Origin of the sequence: Shewanella sp. UCD-KL12, from assembly GCF_001957125.1 — a bacterium.
In the GTDB taxonomy this organism is placed as follows: domain Bacteria; phylum Pseudomonadota; class Gammaproteobacteria; order Enterobacterales; family Shewanellaceae; genus Shewanella.
This window is the reverse complement of record NZ_MPHJ01000015.1, coordinates 60858-74187: the sequence shown is the minus strand read 5'-3', so window position 1 is coordinate 74187 and position 13330 is coordinate 60858. Positions and strand designations below refer to the sequence as shown.

General features: G+C 41.7%; 16 protein-coding genes. 12 read left to right on the top strand and 4 right to left on the bottom strand.

The genetic code is table 11. The features are described from left to right. Positions 1-10: 10 nt before the first annotated feature. Genes BM736_RS19985 through BM736_RS19940 form a run of 10 tightly spaced genes read left to right on the top strand, consistent with a single transcriptional unit; the run spans position 11 to position 8350 of the window. Positions 11-958: a YbgA family protein gene (locus BM736_RS19985; protein ID WP_372828709.1), complete on the top strand. Its 948-nt coding sequence runs from the start codon at positions 11-13 to the stop codon at positions 956-958. Further along, positions 958-2367 (top strand): deoxyribodipyrimidine photo-lyase, encoded by a 1410-nt coding sequence (gene phrB, locus BM736_RS19980; RefSeq protein ID WP_076415411.1) that lies wholly within the window; start codon positions 958-960, stop codon positions 2365-2367. The genes BM736_RS19985 and phrB overlap by 1 nt, the downstream gene beginning before the upstream one ends. A 27-nt stretch (positions 2368-2394) precedes the next feature. Continuing rightward, a complete protein-coding gene (locus BM736_RS19975; protein ID WP_076415409.1) occupies positions 2395-2826 on the top strand; it encodes a nuclear transport factor 2 family protein in 432 nt (143 codons plus the stop codon). Next, complete coding sequence (locus tag BM736_RS19970; RefSeq protein ID WP_076415407.1) at positions 2823-3539, top strand: SDR family NAD(P)-dependent oxidoreductase; 717 nt, start codon at positions 2823-2825, stop codon at positions 3537-3539. The genes BM736_RS19975 and BM736_RS19970 overlap by 4 nt, the downstream gene beginning before the upstream one ends. Before the next feature lie 6 nt (positions 3540-3545). Further along, positions 3546-4799, top strand: a complete 1254-nt coding sequence (locus BM736_RS19965; protein WP_076415406.1) for an NAD(P)/FAD-dependent oxidoreductase — start codon at positions 3546-3548, stop codon at positions 4797-4799. Continuing rightward, positions 4796-5515, top strand: coding sequence for a DUF1365 domain-containing protein (locus BM736_RS19960; RefSeq protein ID WP_076415404.1), 720 nt, complete (start codon positions 4796-4798; stop codon positions 5513-5515). The genes BM736_RS19965 and BM736_RS19960 overlap by 4 nt, the downstream gene beginning before the upstream one ends. A gap of 40 nt (positions 5516-5555) precedes the next feature. Next, the gene (locus tag BM736_RS19955) at positions 5556-6818 is read left to right on the top strand and encodes a cyclopropane-fatty-acyl-phospholipid synthase family protein (protein ID WP_076415403.1); all 1263 of its coding nucleotides are present in this window, start codon (positions 5556-5558) and stop codon (positions 6816-6818) included. Further along, a complete protein-coding gene (locus BM736_RS19950) occupies positions 6796-7311 on the top strand; it encodes a DUF2878 domain-containing protein (protein WP_076415401.1) in 516 nt (171 codons plus the stop codon). The genes BM736_RS19955 and BM736_RS19950 overlap by 23 nt, the downstream gene beginning before the upstream one ends. Then, positions 7308-7817, top strand: coding sequence for a chalcone isomerase family protein (locus BM736_RS19945; protein ID WP_076415399.1), 510 nt, complete (start codon positions 7308-7310; stop codon positions 7815-7817). The genes BM736_RS19950 and BM736_RS19945 overlap by 4 nt, the downstream gene beginning before the upstream one ends. Then, a complete protein-coding gene (locus BM736_RS19940; RefSeq protein WP_256717974.1) occupies positions 7814-8350 on the top strand; it encodes a DUF3833 domain-containing protein in 537 nt (178 codons plus the stop codon). Before BM736_RS19945 ends, BM736_RS19940 begins: the two co-directional genes overlap by 4 nt. A gap of 81 nt (positions 8351-8431) precedes the next feature. Here BM736_RS19940 and BM736_RS19935 read toward each other — a convergent pair whose 3' ends face one another. Both BM736_RS19935 and BM736_RS19930 read right to left on the bottom strand, forming a co-directional pair. After that, on the bottom strand, positions 8432-9007 hold the full coding sequence (locus tag BM736_RS19935) for a VOC family protein (RefSeq protein ID WP_076415398.1): 576 nt from the start codon (positions 9005-9007) through the stop codon (positions 8432-8434). Positions 9008-9034: 27 nt separating this feature from the next. Next, a complete protein-coding gene (locus BM736_RS19930; RefSeq protein ID WP_076415495.1) occupies positions 9035-9499 on the bottom strand; it encodes a murein L,D-transpeptidase family protein in 465 nt (154 codons plus the stop codon). Between the two features lie 315 nt (positions 9500-9814). Here BM736_RS19930 and BM736_RS19925 point away from each other — a divergent pair, with 315 nt between their 5' ends. Beyond that, positions 9815-10654 (top strand): ion transporter, encoded by an 840-nt coding sequence (locus tag BM736_RS19925; protein ID WP_076415396.1) that lies wholly within the window; start codon positions 9815-9817, stop codon positions 10652-10654. A 54-nt stretch (positions 10655-10708) separates the two neighbouring features. Beyond that, positions 10709-12241: an MATE family efflux transporter gene (locus BM736_RS19920; RefSeq protein WP_076415395.1), complete on the top strand. Its 1533-nt coding sequence runs from the start codon at positions 10709-10711 to the stop codon at positions 12239-12241. A 133-nt stretch (positions 12242-12374) separates the two neighbouring features. Here the strand turns inward: BM736_RS19920 and BM736_RS19915 are convergent, their stop codons facing one another. Together BM736_RS19915 and BM736_RS19910 are read right to left on the bottom strand one after the other, a co-directional pair. Then, complete coding sequence (locus BM736_RS19915) at positions 12375-12605, bottom strand: DUF2986 domain-containing protein (protein WP_076415393.1); 231 nt, start codon at positions 12603-12605, stop codon at positions 12375-12377. Between the two features lie 125 nt (positions 12606-12730). Then, the gene (locus BM736_RS19910; protein WP_076415392.1) at positions 12731-13171 is read right to left on the bottom strand and encodes a hypothetical protein; all 441 of its coding nucleotides are present in this window, start codon (positions 13169-13171) and stop codon (positions 12731-12733) included. Positions 13172-13330 lie beyond the last annotated feature (159 nt).

The window sequence follows — 13330 nt, the reverse complement described above, 5'->3', positions numbered from 1 at the left end:
TGGGGAGATGATGATGGATAAAAAATTAACGATTGGGATCAGTGCATGTGTGATGGGTGAAAACGTCCGTTATGACTCAGGCCATAAACGCTCACAATTTTGTACAGAAGCATTGTCTGAGTTTGCTAATTTTAAAGCATTCTGTCCAGAGGTCGCTATTGGGCTACCTATTCCGCGTCCCACAATCCGCCAGATAATAAAGGATAACATTATTACCGTTTCTCGCCCTGATGGCAGTGGCGATGTGACTGAAAAATTAACCGCATATGGTAAACAAGTTGGAGAGCAGATAAGAAACCTGAGTGGTTTTATATTCTGTGCTAAAAGTCCTAGTTGCGGTATGGAGCGAGTTAAGGTCCACCACCATCACGGTAAAGGTTCTGAGTCCAATGGCATCGGTTTGTTTGCTCGTGAGGTGATGAAGGCTAACCCTCTGTTACCTGCAGAGGAAAATGGCAGACTTAATGATGCAGTGATACGTGAAAACTTCATGACAAGAGTGTTTACCTATCAAAAATGGCTAGATTTAGCCGCCAGTGGCATAACAAAGCACAAGCTTATTCAGTTTCATAGTGAGCAAAAGTACCTAGTGATGAGCCACCATATTGAGAGTTATCGTCAGCTAGGGACGCTACTTGGAAGTAGTGATTTAGCCCTTGATGAGTTAGCTAACCAATATATCGCAGGTTTAATGGAGGCACTTAAAAACAAGGCATCACGCAAGAGCCACACTAATACATTACATCATCTGCAAGGTTACTTTAAAAAACAGCTTGATCATGCAAAACGTCAAGAGCTAACAGATCAGATTGATACTTACAGATTGGGGTTGACACCACTATTGGTGCCACTGACCTTAATTAAGCATTACTTACTAGAGTTTCCTAATGATTACTTAAAGCAGCAAGCATACCTTAATCCTCATCCTAAGGAGCTAAGGCTAAGGTATGGATATTAATGATATTACTTTGGATCCGCAGAGATCTAAGATGCTTTGATAACCCAGCCTTAATGAATGCGGTAGCAAATGGCTGCCGCTATGCACTGTTTATTTCAACCCCGCAGCAGTGGGATTTACACCACGAAGCGCCGATTAAGCTAGATTTTATCCGTAGGCATCTGTTGCAACTTGAGCAACATCTTACTGAGTATGGAATTAAACTTATTCACCTAACCTCAACAGATTTTACCGCGCAAAGCGAGCTGTTAATTCGTTTTTGTCGTGAACATCATATCCACCGCGTATTAGCTAACTCAGAGCCTGAATTTAATGAGCAGCAAAGAGATAAAGCAATGCTTTCAAGTGGTTTAGATATTGAGTTTTATGATTGTGATGTTATCGCTCCAAGAGGAAGAGTACTGAATCAATCCGGCGAAATGTTTAAGGTGTTTACCCCTTTTAAAAAAGCCTGGCTTAAACATGTACGAGAGTTTGGGGTTGAGTGTACGGGAAGGCCTCAGCACAAAAGCAAGGCTTTATCGTCACTCTGTTGCGACTTTACAGGTGGAGGGGACCCGTTACCTTCTTTAATAAAGTCTTCATCATTATCGGCTTCTTGGCCATTGGCGGATGAGGTAATGGAGAAGGTAATCCCGAATTTTTTAAGCGCTAAAGTGAATGACTATGAAGAGCGAAGAGATTTCCCTGGGATCAAAGCTACATCAGGTTTGTCTCCTTATTTGGCCATTGGGGCATTGAGTCCAAGAACCCTATATCAACAGCTTATGGCGCGCTATCCTCTGTTAATTGAAGATGTCAATCACCCTGCATTTTGTTGGCTTAATGAATTGATTTGGCGTGATTTCTATAAGCACCTGCTATTTCATTATCCTAGACTATCTAAGCAAACTCCCTTTCTTCAAAAGTATGCTCAAACCCTGTGGCCCGGAAAGCAAAAAGAGTTTGATGCATGGAGCAAAGGTAAAACTGGTTATCCGCTGGTGGATGCAGCGATGAGGCAGCTTATTAATACAGGGTGGATGCATAATCGGTTGCGCATGGTGGTTGCGAGCTTTTTAACTAAGCACCTTTTAGTGGACTGGCGCAAGGGTGAGCAGTTTTTTATGTCGCATCTCATTGACGGTGATCTATCTGCCAATAATGGCGGCTGGCAGTGGGCTGCAAGTACCGGTTGTGATGCTCAACCCTATTTTCGCGTATTTAATCCAATACTTCAGAGCCAAAAGTTTGATCCAAATGGTGACTTCATTCGTAAGTATCTACCAGAGCTTAATGATATTCCTACAAAATATATTCATTTTCCCCATGACTACATGGAGAAGCATGGAGTATCAGATATTTATTGGCCGCCAGTCGTAGAGCATAAAACCGCTAGATTGAGGGCTATCGCATTTTATAAGGGGTAATACGTTAGGTATTACAAAGGGTAAATTATGGTTCAGGCCTTATGGCTTCAAAATTTTATATCTGTTTATAGTGATTTAGGTGTTGGCAATTTAACTTCGCTTCAACAGGTATACCATCGAGAAATCGAGTTTAGTGATCCACTACACCGTGTAGATGGACTTGACGAATTGATGAACTATTTCGACTCCCTTTATACACATATTGAGGAGTGTACTTTTCATATCGATTCGGTTTTTTCTTGTGATAACCAAGCTGCTATTTATTGGACCATGATGTTTTGTCATCCAAAGCTAAATGGCGGTAAGCAGATAGTGGTTGAAGGGCATTCTCACCTAGTAGAGAGAGATAACAAAGTTGTTATGCACAGGGATTATCTCGATGTCGGTTCTATGCTGTATGAACACATTCCCCTTCTAGGTAAAGCGGTTAAAGCAGTCAAGAAGAGGGCAATTAGATGAGTACAGTGATGATAACAGGCGCCTCTTCTGGGATAGGGAAAGCCTTATCGCAACACTATGATAATTTAGGTTGGAAAGTGTTGGCTTGTGGTCGTGATCAAAGTCGGTTAATGGAGGTTGCATCGTCTGGCCAAAAGATACAAACCATTGCGTTTGATATCACAGATAAAGAACAAGTTCAGCAGGTGGCTTCTGATTTACCCGTACTGGATATGCTTGTTTTTAATGCCGGAAATTGCCGTTATATCGACAACGCCATTGATTTTGATGCTGATAGTTTTGAAGATATTATTCAAACAAACCTTATTTCAGTGGCTTATGGGCTCAAGGCCTGGCTTAAGCATATTAAAAAAGGGGGCAGAGTCGTATTTGTGAGCTCTAGTGCTGAGCTGCTAGCTCTGCCTAGGGCCGAGGCTTACGGGGCATCTAAGGCTGCGCTATCTTACCTTGGAGAGTCCTTGAGCATAGATCTCGCGCAACATGATATTGAGGTTAGTATTGTTCGTCCTGGCTTTGTGAGCACCCCTTTAACGGCAAAAAATGACTTTCCAATGCCGATGCAGATCACCAGCGAGCAGGCTGCTGTTTGCATAGCTAAGGGGTTAGCTAAAGGTAAGCATCATATCGATTTTCCCTCCCGTTTTACCTTTTTAATGAAGCTATTGGCTTGTTTACCTTTCAGCGTTTGGCGTCGTCTCGCCATAAGGATGTAGTGCCTGATGAAAAAGATTGCCGTTATCGGTTCCGGAATATCGGGATTGACCAGTGCTTACCTTTTAGATAAAAGCCATAAAGTCACTGTATTTGAAAAGAATGATTATGTTGGCGGACATACCGCGACGGTCGATATTGAGCATAGTGGTAAAAGCTATGCCATAGATACAGGCTTTATCGTATTTAATGATAGAACTTATCCGCGTTTTAATAAGCTGTTACGCCGTTTAGGTGTTGAAAGACAAGAGACGGAGATGAGCTTTAGTGTGCATGACAGAAGCACAGGTTTTGAGTATAACGGTCACGGTATCAACTCGCTATTTGCACAGCGCCGAAACATCTTTAGGCCTAAATTCTGGCGATTAATTGCCGATATCATCAAGTTCAATAATCGTTGCAGGGCACTGCACGAATCAAGCACTATTCCTGAAGGACTTACACTCGGTGAGTTCTTAGCTGAACAACAATTTTCCACCACTTTTAGTCAGCACTACATTTTACCAATGGGAGCGGCAATTTGGTCCACAAGCTTGGCAAAGATGCAATCCTTTGAGCTGTCTTTCTTTATTCAATTTTTTTATCACCATGGCTTGCTAAATATTGTTGATAGACCTCAGTGGTATGTGGTACCTGGCGGTTCTCGCTCTTATGTCAATAAGTTAACCGAGCAGTTAACACAGCAAGTCGTTCTTAACGCTAACCTCATCGGAGTGACTCGTAAAGAGGAGCAGGTTCAGCTCTATTTCAATGATGGGCGAGTAGAGGTGTTTGATGAAGTGATTTTTAGCTGCCATTCAGATCAAGCACTGTCACTACTGATGGACCCATCTGAGAAAGAGACTCAGGTGTTATCAGGGATACCTTATCAGAGCAATGAAGTGGTACTACACACAGATGAGTCTTTATTGCCTAAACGAAAGCTAGCATGGGCAAGCTGGAACTATATGCTTGATGGTAAAAAGGATGCTTTAGCTAATGTGACTTACAACATGAATATATTACAGGGAATTGAATCCGATAGTGCATTTTGCGTGACCTTAAATCAAACCGCTTATATTAATCCTGAGAAGATTATCAGACGCTTTGAATATGATCATCCTGTGCTAGACAGTAATACTGTTAGTGCTCAGAAGCGAAGGGGAGAGATCTGTGGTAAGCATCATACCCATTTTGTTGGCGCCTATTGGTATAACGGATTCCATGAAGATGGCGTTCATAGTGCAGTAGATGTAGCTGAACGTTTTGGGTTTGCTTTATGAAAAGTGGCATCTACCAAGGGCTGGTGTATCACCGCAGACAAGGTAAGTTTGAACATGAATTCACTTACTCTATTTACATGATGGCTATCGATATTGATGAACAGGAGCAGGTGTTCCATCAAAGTTGCATTTTAGGGCTTAATTGGTTTAACCCCATACGTTTTCGTGAAAAAGATTACCTTGAAAGTGAACCAGGAGAGCTTAAAGAACGTATTGCAAATAAAGTTGAGCAGTTAGGTGGTAAAACAATAGATGGGCGAATATTGATGTTAGTTCAGTGTCGATGTTTCGGTATCTATTTTAGCCCAATTAACTTCTACTTTTGTTACGACAAAAACGATGATTGTCAGTATATGCTTGCTGAAGTAAGTAACACTCCTTGGGATCAGCGTCATTACTACCTTATTGATATGGCAGGAGATATGGTAATAGATAAAGCATTTCATGTGTCGCCGTTTATGGAGGTGGATATGCGTTATCACTGGAGAGTGATCCCGCCTTCAGATAAAGCGTTTGTACGAATCGAGAATCATAAAGAGGGTAAGCAGTTCGAAGCCAGTTTGGCGTTGAATAAAAGAGAGATTAGCCGACGTCACTTATTTAAAACCTGGCTAAGCCTTCCTGTTATGAGTGTCAATATTGTACTTGGGATTTACTGGCAAGCCTTAAAGCTGTTCTTAAAAAAAGTCCCCTTTATTGCTCATCCTGAAGGGTAACTGACACTTTAAAATTATTGAATATACTATCGAGGTCACAATGGAAAGTACGCAAAGATCGATCTCCCTGGTTAAGTCATCTTGGTTAATTGACCGGTATAGACTGTTATTGCATAAAGTCTTATCTCGACTTGAAGGTGGATATGTTGAGATAGAGGAAGCGGGTTGTATTCTGGGGTTTGGAGATATTAACTCAGAGTTACAAAGTAAAATAGTGGTACTAGACAGCGAGTTTTACAGTGCACTTATTCAAAATGGGAGTATTGGAGGTGCTGAAAGTTACATTGCACATCAGTGGAGCTGTAGCAACTTAACGACCTTGATTCAGATAATGGCAAGAAATCAGTCTCAATTGGATGAGTTAGACAGCAAGACTCAATGGTTGAGTAAGCTAAAGCATCAATTTTTACGCTTTCAAAACGCCAATACAGAAAAAGGTTCAAAACAAAATATTCTTTCTCACTATGATATTGGTAATGATCTCTATACGCGCTTTCTTGACCCTGAAATGCTCTACTCTTGTGCCATTTACAGTGATAAAGCTCAAGATTTAGATAGTGCGCAACTTAATAAAATGGATGAGATATGCCAGAAACTGGAACTTAACTCATCAGATCATCTGATTGAAATAGGCACAGGCTGGGGCGGCTTGGCGGTACATGCTGCTACAAATTATGGATGTAAAGTAACGACTACGACGATTTCTGATGAACAATATCACTATGCTAAAAAAAGAATAGAGGCTTTGGGTCTGTGTGACCAGATCACCTTACTTCAATCTGACTATAGAAAACTAGAAGGGCAATATAGCAAACTCGTGTCTATAGAGATGATAGAAGCGGTAGGTCATGAGTATTTAAAAGGTTTCTTTAGTATTTGTAGTGGTTTGTTAAAGCCAGATGGCAAGATGTTGATACAAGCGATTACTATCGCCGACCAACGCTATGATAAATACCGCAGCAGTATTGATTTTATTCAGAAATATATCTTTCCTGGTGGTTGTCTACCCTCAGTTAATATCATGGCGCACCATATAGCTAGTGATACGGATATGGTGATTGATGCAATGGATGATATTGGTGTTCACTATGCCAGAACATTAAATGACTGGAGAGAAAGATTTGAGCGTGAGTGGCATCAACTTGCTTTATCTGGATATAGCGAAGAGTTTAAGCGGTTGTGGTTGTTCTATTTTGCATATTGTGAAGGGGCGTTTATTGAGAGGGTGATCAGCACTCATCATTTAATGGCCAGAAAGCCAGAGCATATAGGTTATAAAAATGAAACGATTTTGGCTTATTAATCTTGTTTTGTTTCAAGCCACTTGGTTTGTATCGGCAATTTACACTGATAGAGCATGGCCTTACTTACTCGCTATTGTTTTAGTGCATTTTTTATTATCGCCGACCACAAAGAAAGATAGTCGATTACTTATTTTGATGCCAATTGGTGTGGTAGTAGACAAGGTGCTGATGGATTTAGGCGTATTTTACACCTCTGCTGAGGTTTTCCCGTTTTGGCTAATGCTAATTTGGTGCATGTTTATTATCAGTTTCAATCACAGCCTAAAGTGGTTAATGGCTATGCCACTTGCACTAAGCGCACTCATAGGTGCAATTGCTGGCCCGTTAAGTTATAGACTAGGTGCTGAGCTTGGGGCACTTGAGTGGGGAGTTGGTGAGCTTAATGGTATTTTGATTTTAGCTGCAATCTGGGGAGTGTTGCTCCCCTCTTTAGTGTGCGGGTATCGCTACCTGAACTTAGAGTTTGACTTGGCCAGTAAGGGGGAGTTATGAAAATGCTATACCTAGCTTTATCGATACTTTCACTGAGTGTGAGTGCTTCACCCTTTCCTCAGCTGATCAAATCCGGTGAAGGCGAGATGGATTATCTTTTTTGGACCATCTATCGAGCAGAGCTCTATATTTCCTCTATGCCTTATCAAGAGGAAGCCTATCCTAAAGCAATGAAGATAGAGTATTACAGAGATATTGATAGCGATGATTTAATTGATGCGACAAAAAAGCAATGGATTCACCTTGGAATTAATCAGGAAAAAATTACTAAATGGTCTGCAAAGTTACCCACAATCTGGCCCGATATCAGTAAGGGAGACGAACTTATTATTTATGTAAACAAAGAAGGTGAGAGTACGTTTTATTCGGGGCAAGAGGGTCAAACGGTCAAAAGGCTGGGTCAGGTTGATGATCGACAGTTTGGTAGAGCATTTTTAGATATCTGGCTATCAGAGAAGACGACGGAGCCAAAGTTAAGAGCGAAGTTAATGGGGAGCGTAGAGTGAACATATTGTTTAAAAAATATCTATTGGGAATGCTTGCTCTATGTCTGACAGCTTGCAGTACACCCAGCATAGAGGATTATAAGGAAATCAGTCCAGATCTTCATTTAAATGAGTTTTTCAATGGTAAGTTAGTTGCTTACGGGATAGTCCTTGATCGCTCCGGTAAACTACTTCGCCGTTTTAAAGCCGATATTGACGCTAATTGGCAAGGCGATAAAGGCGAGATTAAAGAGTGGTTTGAGTTTGATGATGGTGAGAGAACTACTCGGATTTGGCAACTGACTAAAACCGGAGATAACCTTTATATAGGTGAAGCAGGTGATGTGGTCGGAAAGGCGTATGGGGAAACTAGTGGTTCAGCACTTTTTTGGCAATATGATCTTCAGATAGTCGTGGATGGAGATAGTTTGCAAGTAACACTTGATGATTGGATGTTTCTGTTTGATGAGCAACGTTTATTTAATAAAACTGAGATGAAAAAGTTCGGTTTTAAGGTGGGAGAAGTGATACTTTACATTGAGAAGTTAGAGTAATCAGCATTAGAACAAGAGAAAAAGGTGAGCCTAGGCTAGCCTTTTTCTGCATCTCGTTACGGTTAACATACTATTTAACTGTTAATCAGCTTGCTCTGATGAAATCACCGCCTTGATACCATGTGGGTGGATCTTGATACAGATATTATCTCTTTTAAAAGCGATTGTTGGGTTTGCGAGTCTTTCATGCTCTCCCTTTGGAGAACTTAATTTTACCTTTATTTCAGTCTCCCCATTAAACACACGTTCAAGCTGCGGAGCTTGCTTTAATAACTGAGTTTGCAGCTCTTCACAGCTGGTTGCATCACATGGAAATACCAGTTCGATATGTTCCCAACCTTCAACGGGGTAGCACTTATTACTTGGGTATGGCAGCTCAACACAATCAATGGTTAACTCTCCCAAAATCAAAGCTTTTTCAAGTTCAAAGATTAAGATAGGGCGGCCATTAATTATATTATTCGAGATGATGCTAGCGTGCTGCTCGAAATGAAATCGAAGTAAATCTGCACTATTGTGACTATTTACTCTCAGTGCGACATGGTCACACTCTAGTCCTAGGTTTGATAGGCCAAGGTCTTGTAGAAACTGATTAATTCCGTCACAAAATTCTGCCCAGGTGTCAGTTAATACCTGTTGTGATATCGTCGTTGTCATCAATAATTTAAATCCGAAAATGGTAAGTTAGGGTAATATCTCAATAGGGGTTCCCTCATCAATGGCTTGCCAAAGCTCATCCATCTGAGGGTTGGTAATAGCAATGCAGCCATCAGTCCAGTTATACTTTTGCGCTTCTTCTGCGGTGAGATCTGAACGGGGATTTTGGCCATGGATCATGATCTGACCACCAGGAGGAATACCTAAGGCATCTGCTCGTAATTTATCTTCTTCATTAGGGTAGGAGATATGAATAGCGCGGTAATAAGCACTGTCTGATTTTTTATAATCTAGGATGTAGCGCCCCTCAGGCGTTCGTTGATCGCCTTCAGTTAATTTGTGGCCGATAGGGCTATCACCAAGTGCGATTCGGTAACGGCGTAGCACTTTCCCATCGCGCATCAAGGCCATTGTCGCGGTCGATTTGGTCACGACGACAAGATCAATTTTTCCAATGTTGGCAACCGTCGAGCTAGATAGCGAGTTCTGCATAGACGCTACAGCCAAAACAGGTTGAGAAAAACAGACAATAGAGCTGTATACAATCAGAGCGAAAAATAAACGCATTAGGAGATAAAAGCTTATCAAGTAGTGAATGACCTAGCTTAATAATACCTTAATCTGTCAATAATCAAAGCCTCTACATGCCTGCTTAGTTTGGTATTGGCATGAATAAGTGGCAAAATAACCGATTACTTCGTCATCTGCTTAGTTAATATCAAGCCTTGAGGAGTGATGAGCTTGGGGAAGCTCAGTGACATCTTGTCATCAAGTTTTACTTCATTAGATCAAGGAAAGTGTGATTCCATGCAGCAAGAGAAATCATCTGATACTGAGGTGTCTATTCGTCTCAAACTTCGTCGAGTTATTTTTGGCACCGATACAAAGCTTGGGCGATATTTTGATATCGGGTTAATTGTCTGCATTATTCTTAGTGTGGCATTGGTATTTTTAGATACCGTCGCCAGCATACATGAGCAGTATGGTCAGATAATTAATGTATTAGAGTGGGGGTTCACCCTCATTTTTACGCTTGAATATATACTCAGGCTCTATTGCTCTGCGCACCCAATAAGGTATGCCCGCAGCTTTTATGGCGTGGTAGATCTGTTATCAGTACTGCCTAGTTATCTGGCGCTGTTTTTTCCTGGGGCGAACTTTACGCTAGTGATCAGGATATTAAGGCTGTTTAGAATTTTTAGAGTCCTTAAATTGTTACGATATCTTAGCGAAGGCAACATCTTGTTAAGGGCTATGTTACATTCTGGGCGTAAAGTTTTTATTTTCTTCTTTTCAGTGAGTCTCATCGTCATGGTGCTGAGCGCTGTGATGTATGTGGTTGAAGGTCCTGCAAATGGATTTACCTCAATCCCTAAGTCTATCTATTGGACCATAGTAACGATTACCACAGTTGGTTATGGCGACATTACTCCAGGTACCAACTTAGGTCAGGCGATAGCGGCATTTACTATGCTATTAGGGTACTCAATCATTGCGATACCCACTGGAATTTTGACCGCTGAAATCTCTCAAGAGATAAGCAAAAGTAAAGATTTGAGGCGTTGTAGTAATTGCCTGAAAACGGGTCATGAAAGCGATGCGGTTTTCTGTGACCATTGTGGTAGCGAGCTAGAAAAAGAGCTGTAAGCAGCAAAAAGACCATTATTTAAATTTTATAAATGTAAGAAATCAGGGAAAGGAATGACGACAGCTAAATTTGTACAAGGCTCCATCATGCGACATATTTTTGTGATGAGCTCTACCGCCGCGGTCGGGATATCAGCACTCTTTGTTGTCGACTTGATAGATATATTCTTTTTAAGTTTGCTGGGTGAGCAGGAGCTCGCCGCTGCAGTTGGTTATGCAGGGACAATCTCGTTTTTTACCACTTCTATAGGTATCGGGCTATCCATTGCATTAGGCGCGCTAGTGTCGCGGTCTATTGGCGCTAAGGATCATGAAGCGGCGAAACGCCTGTTACTAAACAGTGCCATTGTTACCTTATTGATGGCTTTGATTGTTTCGGCGATAGTCACAGCGTTTATTCCTGAGCTTTTGTCACTTGTTGGTGCTCAAGGACATACGGCTGAGTTAGCTGCAGGTTATCTGTATATTCTTGTACCTTCACTGCCGTTTATCTGTTTAGCAATGGCGCTAGGTGCAGCATTGAGGGCTGTAGGTGATGCAAAGCTATCGATGATGTCCACCTTAGCTGGTGGCGGGGTCAATCTGGTACTTGATCCTATTTTCATTTTTGCATTGAGTATGGGGATTGAAGGCGCGGCGGTAGCTTCTGTGTTTGCCCGCCTAGCAGTACTGGTGATTGCTGCACGGGGCGTCATTATTAAACATAAACTATTCGGTCAATTTCATTTGCCTCACTTTATTGAAGACTTGAAGCCGATTTTTGCGATTGCCGGACCTGCTATGATGACCAATATTGCGACCCCAATCGGTAATGCTGTGGTGACTCGCGCAATAGCAGATTTTGGCGATGGTTATGTTGCAGGCTGGGCAGTGCTGGGCCGTATTATCCCTGTATCCTTCGGAATGATATTTGCCTTATCGGGGGCAATAGGGCCTATTGTTGGTCAAAACTACGGCGCTCATGAATTTGACCGGGTTAAAGAAAGCCTGACTAAGGCACTGCAGTTTTGTGCCCTGTATGTCATTGTTGTTTCATTGATCTTAATGTCACTGCAGGAGCAGATCATATCAGTGTTTGATATGAGAGGGGATAGCGCAGAAATCATTCGTTTCTTCTGTACTTATATTGCCGTCTTCTTTGTATTCTCTGGTGCACTGTTTGTCGCTAATGCCTCGTTTAATAATCTCGGCAAGGCGAAGTACTCAACCTTTTTTAATGTGGGTAAGGCTACCGTTGGTACAATCCCTTTTGTCTATTTTGGTGCGAAGTGGGGCGGTGTTGAAGGCGTATTAATTGGCCAATCAATCGGCGGGGTCATCTTCGGTGTGCTCGGTGTGATGATGGCCTATCACTGGGTTGAAAAGGTGAGAAATATGACCTTAAATTCATTATCTGAAACAACGTCTGAAAAAGAAAAAGCAGAGTTAAGAGCTCAAGAAGAGCTAGATGCAGATATGAGCCCCAGTAGTCCCAACCCACTTTCTTCCTCGTGTGCTCAAATGGCACAGATAAGCGAGGAGCAAGACTGTGAAGCAAGTAACAAAGTCACTGAGGCCCTTAAGGTTTCAGAGAATAAGGCAAGCTAGTGTTGTGTGAGTAGTTGAGTGAGTATTTGAAGCTTAAATACTGACAGCGCCAGAGATTGACGGAACTAGCGTCTGATAAAACAAAAGGGAGCCAATGGCTCCCTTTTTAGTCAATCTTGTATCAGTTGCTGAGTTACTCTTTCTCTTCGGTAACTTGTTCTGGCTCTGATTGAGGTTGTGAACTTGATTCACCCTCGGTAGAGTCTGTTGTGGCGTTTAATGCGGCTTGCGCTTGCTCTTGAGCGAGCGCTTTGGCGCGATCAGCTTTAGAGATATATTTCTTGATGGTCGGGGCAGTGTGCTTATTCTTACGAGCCTTGGCGCGTTTGGCCGTTAACTTGATCATTTTCTGTTTTTTATTCATGGCTCTCTACCGACAAAATAGTAATCTACCACTCCTATAGCAGTAGATTTAAAACTGGGAGCGGATTTTAACTTAATCTGCATCTCCAATCCAGTCACAGTTCGCTGAGTTATCATTTATGCCGATTATGATGAGAACTTACTTCTATCTTCATCTGTGGCGCCTTCATTACACTCACCACGGATCTCACCCCGTCCAACCTCTATAATACGGCTTAACTCTAAATAACCCTCTCTGCAGTAACCTGTCATATCTAAGGTTTTATTGAGTCCTAGCTCTATCTGTGCCGTCCAATCACTGAGGTCGACTTCATAGCGTTTGGAGTTAGCGCGTCTTGAGCGATTAACTTGACTGATACGCTCTTGGTGCGGCAGCTGCGTTTTTATATCATCAGGTGCTGCAAGCTTTGCCTGATAGGTAAATAGCTTTATACCATTAGTGCGAATATCAGTTTTGAATTTGTCTTTTACTTTTACATCGAAATCAGCAACCTCTTTTTTTGAGGCTGCACAGCCTGAGATGGCAATTAAAAAAGCGGTAACGTAAAGAGTTTTACTACTTAGCATAGGGGTTCTTATTCTAGTTCTAGTATGAATCCTGTCTCACGCATAAATTTGTGAAATAGATTTTTAAGTACAAGTTAGTAAAAGCAGAATAACGTAAAAGCATTATTCATGCAGCATCTTATATTAAGCTGCATACAGATGTAGCCGCCTCCAGGCGCT

Bases quoted from the DNA above. Each gene is read 5' to 3' on its own strand.
- BM736_RS19985 (WP_372828709.1), top strand. From the start codon at position 11: ATGATGGATAAAAAATTAACGATTGGGATCAGTGCATGTGTGATGGGT.
- phrB (WP_076415411.1), top strand. From the start codon at position 958: ATGATATTACTTTGGATCCGCAGAGATCTAAGATGCTTTGATAACCCA.
- BM736_RS19975 (WP_076415409.1), top strand. From the start codon at position 2,395: ATGGTTCAGGCCTTATGGCTTCAAAATTTTATATCTGTTTATAGTGAT.
- BM736_RS19970 (WP_076415407.1), top strand. From the start codon at position 2,823: ATGAGTACAGTGATGATAACAGGCGCCTCTTCTGGGATAGGGAAAGCC.
- BM736_RS19965 (WP_076415406.1), top strand. From the start codon at position 3,546: ATGAAAAAGATTGCCGTTATCGGTTCCGGAATATCGGGATTGACCAGT.
- BM736_RS19960 (WP_076415404.1), top strand. From the start codon at position 4,796: ATGAAAAGTGGCATCTACCAAGGGCTGGTGTATCACCGCAGACAAGGT.
- BM736_RS19955 (WP_076415403.1), top strand. From the start codon at position 5,556: ATGGAAAGTACGCAAAGATCGATCTCCCTGGTTAAGTCATCTTGGTTA.
- BM736_RS19950 (WP_076415401.1), top strand. From the start codon at position 6,796: ATGAAACGATTTTGGCTTATTAATCTTGTTTTGTTTCAAGCCACTTGG.
- BM736_RS19945 (WP_076415399.1), top strand. From the start codon at position 7,308: ATGAAAATGCTATACCTAGCTTTATCGATACTTTCACTGAGTGTGAGT.
- BM736_RS19935 (WP_076415398.1), bottom strand. From the start codon at position 9,007: ATGACAACGACGATATCACAACAGGTATTAACTGACACCTGGGCAGAA.
- BM736_RS19930 (WP_076415495.1), bottom strand. From the start codon at position 9,499: ATGCAGAACTCGCTATCTAGCTCGACGGTTGCCAACATTGGAAAAATT.
- BM736_RS19925 (WP_076415396.1), top strand. From the start codon at position 9,815: ATGCAGCAAGAGAAATCATCTGATACTGAGGTGTCTATTCGTCTCAAA.
- BM736_RS19920 (WP_076415395.1), top strand. From the start codon at position 10,709: ATGACGACAGCTAAATTTGTACAAGGCTCCATCATGCGACATATTTTT.
- BM736_RS19915 (WP_076415393.1), bottom strand. From the start codon at position 12,605: ATGAATAAAAAACAGAAAATGATCAAGTTAACGGCCAAACGCGCCAAG.
- BM736_RS19910 (WP_076415392.1), bottom strand. From the start codon at position 13,171: ATGCTAAGTAGTAAAACTCTTTACGTTACCGCTTTTTTAATTGCCATC.